This window comes from Mesorhizobium sp. M1004 (assembly GCF_040318795.1).
Classification (GTDB): Bacteria; Pseudomonadota; Alphaproteobacteria; order Rhizobiales; family Rhizobiaceae; genus Mesorhizobium.
Genome location: NZ_JAMYNB010000005.1, coordinates 81,897 through 94,547, shown reverse-complemented (window position 1 = coordinate 94,547; position 12,651 = coordinate 81,897). Strand labels below are relative to the sequence as shown.

Below are 12,651 nucleotides of genomic sequence, written 5' to 3'. Positions count from 1 at the left end.
CGGAAATCTTTGCAAAGGGCGCATTGCTTCCCATATTCTGGCCACGGGCTTGGAAAGGCCGTTAAAGCATTGTATGGAGCCGCCTCCAAATCACCGGCCCTGATCGCCAGGGAGCGGCAGGGCTTGCCAGGATAAAATATGGAAACCGTACTGATCGTCATCCACCTCATGGTCGTGCTCGCCCTTGTCGGCGTCGTGCTGCTGCAACGCTCCGAAGGCGGTGGTCTCGGCATTGGCGGCGGTTCCGGTTTCATGACCGCGCGTGGCGCCGCCAATGCGCTGACGCGGGCGACGGCGATCCTGGCCGCGGCCTTCTTCGTGACGTCGCTGACACTCTCGATCGTTGCCCGCTATGGCGAAAAACCGATCGACATTCTCGACCGCGTGCCGGCCGACAGCGGCAACGGCGTGCTCAATCAGTTGCCCGGCACGACGGCGCCGACGCCGCCTTCGGGCAACACCGCACCGGCCGCGCCCGCGGCCAACGGCGCCGCCACGACGCCGCCCGCCACCACGGCCCCGGCGACGGCTCCATCTCCGGCGACGCCACCTGCAACCGATTCGGCTGCGCCGCCGGCTACCAATGGCGTTACCTTCCCGGTGACACCGCAGGTTCCGAACCAGTAGTCGGTAGCGTCAGATGCCGCGATCTGTTGTTGTTTCAACACAGTCGCGGCAAATGGCACACGATCACGAAGATTCGACCGCACCCCGTGCTTGAGGCCCGTACGCCACTTCGATTATAGATTGCCGGCGGCACTTTCTGCGCCCTTGGGGGGCGCCGGGCGACGCCGTGGGCAACAAGCATTGAACGATCGGATCTTCGCCATGCAGCTTCGCAGCTTCATTTTCATGGGGTTTTGTGCCGTATTCGGCATGAGCTCCGCGGTCTTCGCCGGCACTCCGGCAATGACCTCACCGCAGGCGGTTGGCAAAACCGCTGTCATCAACGTCGCCGCCAAGAGCGATGCGACGCAGCTGAAGCTTCTCAAGAAGAAGAAAAACCCGAGCCCGGATGATCTGGCTCAGATCAGCAAGCTCGAAGACAAGATCGCCGCCGAGAGGGATCTCGCCCGCGTCAAGGCGCTCGAGGCCCGCAAGCTGGCGATGCGCGATGCGGCGAAAGCCAGGGCCGATGCCCAGCGCCAGGCGTTCCTGGCAAGCAAGGGCAAGCCGGTCGTGGTTGCCGACGCCAAGCCAGGCAAGAAGACCACCAAGATCATCGCTCCGGTTGACCCGATCGCGCCGATCGAGCCGATCGAATCGGCTGAACCGCTTCCGGCCGAAGCGATGAATATCGCGCTGACCGGCAATAATGGCGAATTGCGCAGCGAGGCCCCAGGCCAGAAGCCGACGAGCGGCGGACTGTTCGCCGGCCTGTTCGGCGGCACGTCCTCTGCCTCGTCGATTGCCTATCTCCCCGAAACGCGCGCGCTCGACCAAGCTCTCGCCAAGCGGCAAGCCAAGAAACAGTTCAAGGTGAAGCCGGAATTCGTGCCGCAGGACGTCGAATTCAGCGGCTATGAGCCGGGTACGATCGTCATCGATACTAGCGCGCGCCGCCTCTACCTCGTCGAATCGGCTTTCACCGCCCGCCGCTATGCGATCGCGGTCGGCCGCGAAGGCCTGCAGTTCAAGGGCAAGGTTGCCGTTGGCGACAAGCAGGAATGGCCGCGCTGGATCCCGACGCTCGACATGCAGAAGCGCGAACCCAAGCATTATGGCCAGTACAAGGACGGCATGCCCGGCGGCGGCCAGAACCCGCTCGGCGCCCGCGCCATCTATCTCTACGACGGCAAGAAGGACACGCATCTGCGCATCCACGGCACCATCGCGCCGCAGTCGATCGGAACCAGCGCCTCCAATGGCTGCTTCCGCATGATCAACGAGCACGTCATGGACCTCTACAGCCGCGTCAGGGTCGGCACCAAGGTCGTCATCATCTGACGCTTTCACAAACCTGCCGAAAGGGCCGGCTTTTGCCGGCCCTTTTGTTTTGACCAAAACACCAGTCTCGAACCTCGGGACTATCGCGCCTTCTCTGGAAAAAGCCTCAGCGGCGGTTTTTTCTCTGGCGGAATCAATTCGGCCGCGTTAAGCGATGACTCCCATGGCGCGATATGTATTCATCACAGGCGGCGTGGTTTCCTCACTTGGAAAAGGCATCGCTGCAGCGGCCCTTGGGGCTCTCTTGCAGGCGCGAGGCTATCGCGCACGCATCAAAAAGCTCGATCCCTATCTCAATGTCGATCCCGGAACGATGTCGCCTTACCAGCATGGCGAGGTTTTCGTCACCGATGACGGCGCCGAGACCGATCTCGATCTTGGCCATTACGAGCGCTTCACCGGCCGCTCGGCCAACCAGCAGGACAACATCACCACCGGCCGCATCTACAAGAACATTATCGAGCGCGAACGGCGCGGTGACTATCTCGGCGCCACCGTGCAGGTCATTCCGCATGTCACCGACGAGATCAAGAATTTCGTGCTCGACGGCAATGACGACTATGATTTCGTGCTGTGCGAGATCGGCGGCACGGTTGGCGATATCGAGGCGATGCCGTTTCTCGAGGCGATCCGCCAGCTCGGCAACGATCTGCCGCGCAACAACGCCGTCTATGTCCACCTGACCTTGATGCCTTACATCCCCACGGCCGGCGAGCTGAAGACCAAGCCGACCCAGCATTCGGTCAAGGAACTGCGCGGCATCGGCATCGCGCCCGATATCCTGTTGGTCCGCGCCGACCGCGCCATCCCCAAGGAAGAGCGCAGAAAACTGTCGCTGTTCTGCAATGTGCGCGAAAGTGCCGTCATCCAGGCGCTCGACGTGCCCCACATCTATGACGTGCCGATGGCTTACCACAAGGAAGGGCTCGATTCGGAAGTGCTGGCCGCCTTCGGTATCGATCCGGCGCCGAAGCCGCGCATGGAGCCCTGGCAGGCCGTGTCCAACCGCATCCACAATCCGGAGGGCGAGGTGACGATTGCCATTGTCGGCAAATACACCGGCCTCAAGGATGCCTACAAATCGCTGATCGAGGCTTTGTCGCATGGCGGCATGGCCAACCGCGTCAAGGTCAAGCTCGACTGGATCGAGAGCGAGATTTTCGAGAAGGAAGACCCGACGCCGTGGCTGGAAAAGGTGCATGGCATCCTGGTGCCCGGCGGCTTCGGCGAGCGCGGCTCGGAAGGCAAAATCCTGGCGGCGAAATTCGCCCGCGAGCGCAAGGTGCCGTATTTCGGCATCTGCTTCGGCATGCAGATGGCCTGCATCGAGGCAGCGCGCTCGCTGGCCGGCGTCGAACACGCCTCGTCGACCGAATTCGGTCCGACCGACGAGCCGGTCGTCGGCCTGATGACCGAATGGCTGAAAGGCAACATGCTGGAGAAGCGCCGCGAAACGGGCGATCTCGGCGGCACCATGCGGCTTGGCGCCTATCAGGCTGAACTCGCCAAGGGTTCGAAGATCGCCGACATCTATGGCGACACCCAGATTTCCGAGCGCCATCGCCACCGCTACGAGGTCAATATCGACTACAAGGAGCGGCTGGAAGATTGCGGCCTGGTGTTTGCCGGCATGTCGCCCGACGGCGTGCTGCCGGAAACGGTCGAATACCCCGACCATCCCTGGTTCATCGGCGTCCAGTACCATCCGGAGCTGAAGAGCCGGCCGCTTGAGCCGCATCCCCTGTTCGCCAGCTTCATCTCGGCCGCGGTGGACCAGTCGCGACTGGTCTAGGGCCACGGTGAGGTTTCGCAGCTGATGCAGACCTATGTTGCGCTGCTCTACAGCATTATCCTCGGCGAAGGCCGCCGGGTCGTCATGGCCGACCTCAAGGCGATGGCTGAACAGCTTGGGCTGAAGAACCCGCGCACCCTGGTGGCGACCGGCAATCTGGTCTTCGAGACACGGGCGACTGGTATCGCCAAGCTGGAACAGCAGTTGGAAACGGCCTTCGAAAAAACCTTCGGCCGCAACGTCGTCATCATCGTGCGCACTGCCGAGGATTGGCTGAAACTTGCCGCCGGCAACCCATTCCCGGCCGACTCTGCCGAGGCAGGCGATCAGGTGGCTGTGCGGGTGATGCGCAAGCCAGCGCCAGCGGATGGTGTGGCCGCGCTCCAGGCCTATGCCGCCGAGGACGAGAAGGTGGCTTCGGTCGATGGCGACATCTGGGTCGTCTTTTCGCGCGAGCGGCCAAGCTCGCGGCTGCTCGCTGCCATGAACCACAAGCGCATGGGCATCGGCACCGCACGCAACTGGAACACGGTGCGGAGATTGGCTGAGATGGTGGAGTAGGGAGTAGGGAGTAGGGATTATACTATTCCCACTGACTACTGACTACTGACTACTGACTACTGACTACTGACTACTGACTACTGACTACTGACTACTCCCTATCTCTCATTTCACGCCTTTGCCGTCCTGGCCCCTGCGCCAAGGGCGGCGGTGCGAAGGACGTAGTAGATGACCCCTGCAATGCCGACGCCGAAGAACCAGCCATAAACGCCCCACCATGCCGGTAGCAGGTTCGTGAAGTTCGGCAGGACCGAGGAGAAGATGGCGCCGATGCCGGCGGCTATGAAGGCGTTGATGTGCCAGCCGCCCTGGAAGCGGAACTCGCCATCTTCGCGGTACAGTGCCTCGACGTCGACCTCGCCCTTCCGGATCAGATAGTAGTCGACCATCATCACCCCGAAGATCGGCCCCATCGTCGCGCCGATGACGTTGACGAAAGACGCCGCACTGCCTTCCCACGGCGCGAAGGGATAGAGCACCAGCGCGATTACGGCCGCGATATAGCCGCCCTTCTTGAAGTCGATCTGCCGCGGAAAGACGTTGGAGAAGTCGAAGGCCGGCGAGACGAAGTTTGCCACCACATTGATGCCGAGCGTCGCCACGGCAAAGGTCAGGGCTGCAAGCGCTGCCAGGAACCAGCTGTCGAATTTCGCCGAGATCTGGTCGGGATGCAGAAGCACTTCGCCATACACGTCGAAGGCAGCGATGGTGGTCACGCCGGCGACCAGCGAGAACAGGATGAGATTGATCGGCAGGCCCCAGATGTTGCCCTTGCGCAGCGATGCCTTGTCTGGGGCATAGCGGGCGAAATCGCAGAAATTGAGATAGAGCGCCGAGAAATAGGTGACCCAGATCGCCGCCACCGCAAACAGCGACGTCCAGGAGCCAGGGGTTCCGGGTACGCCGGCATCCTTTGTCTTGTCGAGCAGCACATCCATCGGGATGTCGCTGGTAAAGGCAAATCTCCCGGATTTTACACAGAGATAGATCGCCAGGATCAACATCATCACCCACACCGCCGGGCCGGCCCAATCCTGGAAGCGGCGCACCGTTTCCATGCCGTTCTGGATGATCAGCAATTGCAGTGCCCAGATGACCACAAAACAGATCACTTCCAGACCCGTATGGCCGAGGAAATGCGTGTTGGCGTTGAAATCGGCGAACCATTGCGAGCGGATCAGCAACGCCACGATCGCGCCCGATGCCGCTGCCGTCTGCGCGCCGTACCAGAAGCAGGCGACGATGGCGCGCACCAGGGCCGGAATGTTGGCGCCCCAGATGCCGAAGGACGCGCGCGCCAGCACGGGGTAGGGCACGCCGGTCTTCACGCCGGCATAGCCGACCATGTTCATCAGCGCGTAGATGATCAGCGAACCGATGCCGATGGCGATGATGAAATTGACGAAGCCGCCGCAAAACAGGAACAGGCTTGCGGCGAGATAATAGCCCCAGAGGCTGTGGACGTCCGACGTCCAGACGTTGAAAATCGAGAACGGCCCCCAGTTTCGGACTTTGGCCGGAGCCAGATCCTCATTGTATAGATCGGGTGATGCGCCTTGTATGGTCACTGCGATGTCCTCCCCTTGATGCCGCACGCGCCCTCACGCGTCGACTGCGCAGGTTATGCCTGACGCAGGGGAACCGGCAAGCAATCCATTTGCCGGCTTTGGCCTTAAAGATATTCAATGAGAACAGCGCTTATCGATCGGCTTTTGGCGAAGGTCGGCGCAATCACGGCGATCTTGATTCGACCCGCAGACGGCAGGGATCAGGACGCTTTGCGGTTGAGGGCCGGTGATGCGTCGAAATTGGCGGCAAGCCAAGCTATCGCGCAGGTGACATCATCGAGCCTGTATTGGGCCACGGTCGGCCCACGCGGCTTGACCCGGATCGAGATGCCGCCGGCCTCGTTGATCGCCTCGAAACCGTTTTCGTCGGCGGTGTCGTCGCCGAGAAAGACCGGCCGCCGTCCGGCAAAGGGCGGGATTGCCATGAAACGCCGCACGGCAGCGCCCTTGGCTGCTTCGAGCGGCATGAGTTCGACGCCGGCATTGCCCGGGATAACCCGATAGCCCTTGGGAAGCTCGGTCAATGCCTGTTCGGCAAGATGCGTTGCCCTGGCCAGCAGATGCGGCGCCGCACGCGTATGGATGGCGAGGATCGGACCCTTGCGCTCGATATGAACAAGGCCGTCATCCAGTTCGGCCTCGATGGCGTCGGCAAGGGCAGCGATATCGGCGGGAGCATCGGCGGTAACGACCGGGCCGTCCGGCGTCAGCCGGTGTTCCAGCCCATAGAGACCGGCAACACGCAGCTTCAACGGATGAAACAGGCGGTCGGCGCCTTCGACCGAGCGGCCGGTGATAAAGGCGACAGCGCCGTCCAGCCGTTCATCGACGACGCCGAGGAGGTTGCGCAGTTCGTCGCTTACGGACACGGCGTCGGGGTGCGCCGCGTGCTCCAGCAACGTGCCGTCGATATCGAGGAAAAGCGCCCATTGTCCTTCCGGCAGGTCGGGTGCGGTTGGCAGGCCCGGTGCTTTTGACAGGCTATTCATGACGCCACCTTCCGCATGCGGTCGAACAGCGAGACGATGTTGGTGTCGGTGTTTGCGGGCCGCTCGGCGACACTAGTCGCTCTTTCGAGGTCGCCGCGTTTGCGCAGGCGCGCCGCATCGAGCAGCATGCTGCCGGCCCAGCGAAAGACATTGTTGTCGCGCACTATTTCCCGCATCGGGCGCATGCGCTCGCGCTGTTCGTCCGGTGACATGGTCAGCGCCTGCAGCAGCACCTGGCTCATCATCGCCGCGTCGTAAGGATTTACGATCAGTGCTTCCAGCAGTTCGCGCGACGCGCCGGCAAATGTGCTGAGCAACAGCACGCCCTGTTCGTCGTCACGCGCGGCGACGAATTCCTTGGCTACGAGGTTCATGCCGTCATGCAGGCTGGTGACCATGCAGATGTCGGCGGCGCGATAGATCTCATAGACCTGTTGCTGCGAATGGTGCTCAGCCACCATGACCACGGGCTTGTACCCGTCATGACCGTAGCGCTGGTTGAGTTCGTTGGCATAGCGCATGCATTCATCGTGCAGTTGCTGGTAGGCCGGCAGCGTGCCGCGGCTTGGGGCAGCAATCTGCAGGAACACTACCTTGCCGATCCACTCGGGGTGGCGCGTAAACAATTCGTCCAGCGCATGGAAGCGGTCGAGGATGCCCTTGGTGTAGTCCAGGCGCTCGACGCCGACGCACAGCTTGACGTCCGCCGACAGGCCGAACCGCTCACGCAGGCGGGCGCGGCTTTCCTCGACCGGTGGCAGTTTGGCCAGGAGTTCGGCCGGCCATTCGATGGAGATGGGATAGGCGTGCACCAGGGTCGTCCGCCCGCCATACGAGATCGCGGCGTCGGCGCGCTCGATGCGGCTTTCCAGGAACCGGTCTACGCTTTCAGTGAAATTATTGGCATGAAACTGGGTGTGAAAGCCGATGATCGAGCTCCCGAGCAGTCCATCAAGAACGCGTTCGCGCCATGGGCAGATGCTGAACACTTCGGAGTTCGGCCACGGGATGTGCCAGAAGGTGATGATGATCGCCTCCGGCAGGCGCTCGCGGATCATGCGCGGCAGGAGCGCGAAATGGTAATCCTGAACCAGCACGATCGGCCGCTCATTGCGCGCCTCGGCAACCACCATATCGGCGAATTTGCGGTTGACGGCCTCATAGGCCTCCCAGTCCGAGGCACGGAAGACCGGCCGGGTGAAGGCGATATGGCAGAGCGGCCAAAGCCCTTCATTGGCAAAGCCGAGATAGTAGCCCTGATATTCGTCGTCGCTCAGCCACACGCGGCGCAGCGTATACGACGGATTGTCCGGCGGCACCTGAACCCGATCGTTGCTATCGACCGTCAGACGATCCGCCGTTCCGCCGCCATAGGCGATCCAGGTGCCGCTGCAGGCGCGGGTGATAGGCTCAAGCGCCGACACCAGGCCGCTGGCCGGCACCAGAAGCTCGACGCCGTCGTCCTTGATGTTGTGGATATAGGGTTCTCGGTTCGAGACGACGATGACCTGCGCGTCCGGCAGGTCGTCGGCAAGTATCTTACGCAAGGTGTCGGGCGACCAGTTCACCAGCGCCGCGTCGGGAGATTGTCCATTCTTCTCGAACTCCCGCAAAACCTTGCGCGTCGCTTCCGATGCGACGTCCTCGCCGGCAGTCGGTGCAACCGTCAAGCTATGGCTACGACGTTGCCTGGAGATCGATAACAGAACGGCTAGAATCGAAAGGCCAAGGCTTGCAAGGATCAAGACCCAGAGCAGGGCCATGCCATAATCAGTCATTCCAATTCCAACTCAATTTTGGCCGTCAGGGCCTTTTTCTTCATGGTTCCATTTGAGTGTTCGCAGCCGACGATCGCCCGTGAGAACCTGTGTTTTTCGCAACGCACAAACCCTGGGTTCGGTTCCCGTTGAAGGCCGTTCAGATCATGTCCGCACGATCAGCGGAACCAGCCCTTCATGGCGGTCGGCGAGAAAGGCGACGACGCGGTCGCCGACGCGCTGGAAGGTAAGATCGACCCTCTTTTCGCCGACACCCAGATGCCTGAGCGTCAGCGTATCGATGCCGATCGGCAAACGGGGTCGAGTGACGTGGATTTCGCCGTTCCAGCCGTCGATTTCCAGACCGAGGCACGCCTGCATCAGCATGAAGGCCGAGCCTGCCGACCACGCTTGCGGCAGGCAGGCGACGGGGTAGGCGATCGGCGCTTCGCCCGGCGAGCGGGTGAAACCGCAGAACAGTTCCGGCAGTCGCATGTTGAAATGCACTGCCGATTCGAACGTACCGCTCATCAGCCGCACCACGCTGTCACGCTCGCCGAACCGCGCCAGGCCGGCGCCGCACATCGCCGTGTCATGCGGCCAGATGGAACCATTGTGGTACGACATCGGGTTGAACAGCACAGCGTCGTCGGAAAGCGTTCGCACCCCCCAGCCGGAGTGGAAGGAAGCCGAAAGCAACTGGTCGGCGACCATCTTAGCCCGCGCCGGTTCGGGCAGGCCGACATAGAGCAGGTGTCCGGCATTCGAGGTGCGCACCTTGCACGGCTCTCCGGCGCCGTCGATCGCCAGCGCATAGAAGCCGAGATCGTCCAGCCAGAAATCACGCTCGACGGCGATCCGCATCTCTTCGGCGCGATTTTCCCAGTGCTCGGCCTGCGCGAACTCGCCCCGGCGGCGGGCGAGAGCGGCAAGGCCCCTGAAGGCGGCGAAGACATAACCCTGCACTTCGACCAGCGCGATCGGCCCCTTGGGAATGCGCCCGTCGGCGTGGAAGACGGAGTCGAAGCTGTCCTTCCAGCCCTGGTTCGCAAGGCCGGATTCGGCAGCGCGCTGATAGGTGACGAAGCCGGTTGCGCGGCTCGCCTCTTCCGTCCACTTGGCGGCGGCGCAGAGAGACGGCCACAGGCTGGCGATGAAGTCCATGTCGCCGGTGCGTTCGGCATAGGCGCAGGCGAGGTGGATGTAGAGCGGCGTGGTATCGACGCCGCCATAGTAGCGGCCGAAAGGCAGTTCCTGCAGCGCCACCATCTCGCCCTTGCGCGTCTCGTGCATGATCTTGCCGGGCTGCGAGTCGCTGAAAGGCGATGTCTCGGTCGCCTGGTGCTGGGCGAGGAAGGCAAGCACGCCGCGCGCCAGGCCGGGGTTGAGCCATAGCATCTGCAGCGCCGAGATGACGCCGTCACGGCCGAAGGCCGTCGAAAACCAGGGGATGCCGGCATAGGGGTAGGGGCCGGTCGACAACTCGGTGGTCAGCAAGGCGACATCCGCGCGGGCGCGTTCGACCCAATCGTTGAAGACGCGACCCGAACTGTGCACCGTCGCGCCATGGCGGCGCTTGGCCCGCATGCCGAAACGGGCGCGCGCCGCGGCCGCCCGGAAGCGGTCGCGGTCGGGCGTTTCGGTCAGTTCCGCGCCGACCTCGACGTAAAGCATCTTGCTGCTGCGCTTGGTCACTGCGATGAGGAAATCCGCGCGCTCGGCGCTCAACTGGTCTGGCGGCTGCGAGAACGAGATCGCCGACACCCGCGCCAGCCCGTCCAGTCCGTCATAGCGCAGCAGCACCGAGGCAGGCTCGATCTCCGCTGCATGCGCCATTCCGCGCTTCGGCCGGGTCGAACCGCGGACCTCGAACATGTCCCGGAAATCGGCGGCAAAATGCAGCGAGACGCGGATTGCCGAATGCTCCTGGCTGTAGTTGGAAAGGGTGATGCGCTCGAACAGCCGGTCCTGCCACAACAGCCTGACGCGCTCGATATGGATGGCGCCCTGCGGGATGTCGCGGCCACCGACGCTTTGCATCGGCAAATTGGTCATATTGCTGGTGAACAGCACATTGTCCTGGCTGAGGGAGGCGCCGAGCAGCGATGTCTGCCGGCCGCCGACGGTGAGCCTGAACTCCGACAGCACCCGGGTGTCGTCACGGAAGAAACCGTCGCCCGCACCCCTGATATCGCCGTAGGCATCGGCCACGGCAAAACAGTCGCCTTGCTTTAGGGCAAACAGCCGGTGCGGCTCGCGCGGCGCGGTTTCGTCCAGGGAGGCAAGGGCCACGGCAGGGTCGAGCTTGCGCTCGTCAAGTTCGGTCATCAGTCACAAATCTCTGTTTCGGGCTCGGAACGTCCGCCGTCGTTCACGACGCTTTCGATTCAGCCGGGGCGCCGATGAGACGCGCATAGGCAGTGAGATAGTCGCGCGCCATCCTGTTGGCGGAGAACCGACTTTCGAAGACGGCGCGCACCTTTCGCCGGTCGAGTTGCAGCAAGGCCGGCACCGCGGCGACCGCGGCGTCGAGAGAATCGACGACAAATCCGGTAACGCCATGGTCGATGACTTCCGGCAACGCACCGCAGTTCCAGCCGATGGTTGGCGTACCGCACGCCATCGCCTCGATCGCGGCAAGGCCGAACGGCTCGGGCCAGTCTATCGGAAACAGCAGACCAGCGGCATTGCCGAGGAATTCAGTCTTCTCACTCTCGGCGATCTCGCCGACATAGTCGATGCGGTCGCCATCGATCAACGGCTCGATCGTCTCATGGAAATAGGCGCGATCATCGTCGCCGATCTTGGCCGCCAGCTTGAGTTTCATGCCCGAGCGCAAGGCGATGTCGATGGCCCGGTCCGGCCGCTTGTCGCGCGAAAGCCGGCCGAGAAAGGCGAGGTATGGTTCGCCTGCCGCCGTCTCGAAGGTTGGCTGATAGAGACCCGTCGGCAGCCCGTGATGGATGGTGGCCAGCCAATTGGCATTCGCAAGCCCGGTCTTCTGGCTATGCGAGATCGAGATCAGCGGAAAGCGCGGAAAACGCTCATAGGCTGGCGCCAGATCGACATAATCGAGCCGGCCATGAGGCGTTGTCACCGTCTTGTCCGGCATGGTCTCGAAGAACGAGAAATGCAGGAAATGGCTGAGATGAAAATGAATGATATCAAAGTCGTGGGCTCGGTTCCTCACATCGGCAAGCATCGCAAGATGCGCCGCCGTGTCCGATTTCAGTGGACGCGGATCGAGGCGTAGCGCGCGTTCGCGACCTGGTATCAGTCTGGCCGACGTCCGGCTGTCGCCGCTGGCGAACAGCGTCACCTCATGGCCGAGTTCGACCAGCCCTTCGGTCAGATAGGAAACGATGCGCTCGGTGCCGCCATAGAGAAGGGGTGGCACCGATTCGTGCAAAGGGGCGACATGGGCTATGCGCATGGTTTGAACGTGTCCCTCAAGGCAATCACGAGAGCGAAATGCATCAGCCGGCCTAACGTTCCGGACAAAAGCGGGCGTCGGCAACCCAAGCCCACCAGCGCAGATTTTTTTGCAATAAGCGGAACAAACGCGCCATCCGCGAATTTAGTAGGGTTGGTTCGCGCTGCGGCCGACCAGGGAGAGAACAAAATGGACCGCTTGCATTTCTTTACGCCCGTGCGCATTGCGCGCGGGCAGGGACACCCCGTCGAGGAAGTCGATAGCGTTGCCGAAGCGATGGTCTTTTTGCAGAAATGGCCATTGGGACGGCGTGGGCCTGTGTATCAGTGCGCCGTGAATTGCTGCTCCGCGGCCCTGTCGGGCAGAATGTCGGCCGAAGCAGCCAGGAAGGCGTTTACGGGCTTTGCCCGCATCACCCGGCTGCTCGATGATGACATGGCCCTGCCGATGGGCGGCGAAAGCATGGCGGAAGTCCACGCGCTGAGGCGCTAGGCGCCGGTCCAGCCATTTGGCTATTGAACACCCGGGCTTTGGCGGCGCGGGCATCATCTTTTCCGCACCGGAGTATTCCGGCGCGGCCCTTCACCTCATGGGCCACACTGTG

Annotated in this window: 10 protein-coding genes; 5 read left to right on the top strand and 5 right to left on the bottom strand. The window is 62.5% G+C overall.

The window, feature by feature from the left end:
* Nucleotides 1-138: 138 nt before the first annotated feature.
* The 4 genes from secG (at nucleotide 139) to NKH54_RS11960 (ending at nucleotide 4,300) form a co-directional block, all read left to right on the top strand.
* Nucleotides 139-627: a preprotein translocase subunit SecG gene (gene secG, locus NKH54_RS11975; RefSeq protein ID WP_353028275.1), complete on the top strand. Its 489-nt coding sequence runs from the start codon at nucleotides 139-141 to the stop codon at nucleotides 625-627.
* A gap of 201 nt (nucleotides 628-828) precedes the next feature.
* The gene (locus tag NKH54_RS11970; protein ID WP_023738727.1) at nucleotides 829-1,947 is read left to right on the top strand and encodes a L,D-transpeptidase; all 1,119 of its coding nucleotides are present in this window, start codon (nucleotides 829-831) and stop codon (nucleotides 1,945-1,947) included.
* 154 nt (nucleotides 1,948-2,101) lie between these two features.
* Nucleotides 2,102-3,739 carry a CTP synthase gene (pyrG, locus tag NKH54_RS11965; RefSeq protein WP_081725397.1) on the top strand — a complete coding sequence of 546 codons (1,638 nt, stop codon included), beginning with the start codon at nucleotides 2,102-2,104 and terminating at the stop codon, nucleotides 3,737-3,739.
* A gap of 24 nt (nucleotides 3,740-3,763) precedes the next feature.
* Nucleotides 3,764-4,300: a DUF1697 domain-containing protein gene (locus NKH54_RS11960; protein WP_353028274.1), complete on the top strand. Its 537-nt coding sequence runs from the start codon at nucleotides 3,764-3,766 to the stop codon at nucleotides 4,298-4,300.
* Between the two features lie 110 nt (nucleotides 4,301-4,410).
* Here NKH54_RS11960 and NKH54_RS11955 read toward each other — a convergent pair whose 3' ends face one another.
* The 5 genes from NKH54_RS11955 to NKH54_RS11935 form a co-directional block, all read right to left on the bottom strand.
* Nucleotides 4,411-5,868, bottom strand: a complete 1,458-nt coding sequence (locus tag NKH54_RS11955; protein WP_023693457.1) for an NCS1 family nucleobase:cation symporter-1 — start codon at nucleotides 5,866-5,868, stop codon at nucleotides 4,411-4,413.
* A 200-nt stretch (nucleotides 5,869-6,068) separates the two neighbouring features.
* Complete coding sequence (gene otsB / locus NKH54_RS11950; RefSeq protein WP_023672690.1) at nucleotides 6,069-6,857, bottom strand: trehalose-phosphatase; 789 nt, start codon at nucleotides 6,855-6,857, stop codon at nucleotides 6,069-6,071.
* The gene (locus NKH54_RS11945) at nucleotides 6,854-8,635 is read right to left on the bottom strand and encodes an alpha,alpha-trehalose-phosphate synthase (UDP-forming) (RefSeq protein WP_027049439.1); all 1,782 of its coding nucleotides are present in this window, start codon (nucleotides 8,633-8,635) and stop codon (nucleotides 6,854-6,856) included. Before NKH54_RS11945 ends, otsB begins: the two co-directional genes overlap by 4 nt.
* 144 nt (nucleotides 8,636-8,779) lie before the next feature.
* Nucleotides 8,780-10,942, bottom strand: a complete 2,163-nt coding sequence (locus tag NKH54_RS11940) for an amylo-alpha-1,6-glucosidase (RefSeq protein ID WP_023688553.1) — start codon at nucleotides 10,940-10,942, stop codon at nucleotides 8,780-8,782.
* 43 nt (nucleotides 10,943-10,985) lie between these two features.
* Nucleotides 10,986-12,047, bottom strand: a complete 1,062-nt coding sequence (locus NKH54_RS11935; protein ID WP_023672687.1) for a glycosyltransferase family 4 protein — start codon at nucleotides 12,045-12,047, stop codon at nucleotides 10,986-10,988.
* Here NKH54_RS11935 and NKH54_RS32495 point away from each other — a divergent pair.
* A complete protein-coding gene (locus tag NKH54_RS32495; protein ID WP_373432840.1) occupies nucleotides 12,033-12,539 on the top strand; it encodes a DUF982 domain-containing protein in 507 nt (168 codons plus the stop codon). The two genes, NKH54_RS11935 and NKH54_RS32495, sit on opposite strands and share 15 nt — an antisense overlap.
* Nucleotides 12,540-12,651 lie beyond the last annotated feature (112 nt).

Excerpts from the sequence above, each read along its gene's own strand:
- secG (WP_353028275.1), top strand. The coding sequence starts at position 139 with ATGGAAACCGTACTGATCGTCATCCACCTCATGGTCGTGCTCGCCCTT.
- NKH54_RS11970 (WP_023738727.1), top strand. The coding sequence starts at position 829 with ATGCAGCTTCGCAGCTTCATTTTCATGGGGTTTTGTGCCGTATTCGGC.
- pyrG (WP_081725397.1), top strand. The coding sequence starts at position 2,102 with ATGACTCCCATGGCGCGATATGTATTCATCACAGGCGGCGTGGTTTCC.
- NKH54_RS11960 (WP_353028274.1), top strand. The coding sequence starts at position 3,764 with ATGCAGACCTATGTTGCGCTGCTCTACAGCATTATCCTCGGCGAAGGC.
- otsB (WP_023672690.1), bottom strand. The coding sequence starts at position 6,857 with ATGAATAGCCTGTCAAAAGCACCGGGCCTGCCAACCGCACCCGACCTG.
- NKH54_RS11945 (WP_027049439.1), bottom strand. The coding sequence starts at position 8,635 with ATGACTGATTATGGCATGGCCCTGCTCTGGGTCTTGATCCTTGCAAGC.
- NKH54_RS11940 (WP_023688553.1), bottom strand. The coding sequence starts at position 10,942 with ATGACCGAACTTGACGAGCGCAAGCTCGACCCTGCCGTGGCCCTTGCC.
- NKH54_RS32495 (WP_373432840.1), top strand. The coding sequence starts at position 12,033 with ATGGGCTATGCGCATGGTTTGAACGTGTCCCTCAAGGCAATCACGAGA.
- NKH54_RS11935 (WP_023672687.1), bottom strand. The coding sequence starts at position 12,047 with ATGCGCATAGCCCATGTCGCCCCTTTGCACGAATCGGTGCCACCCCTT.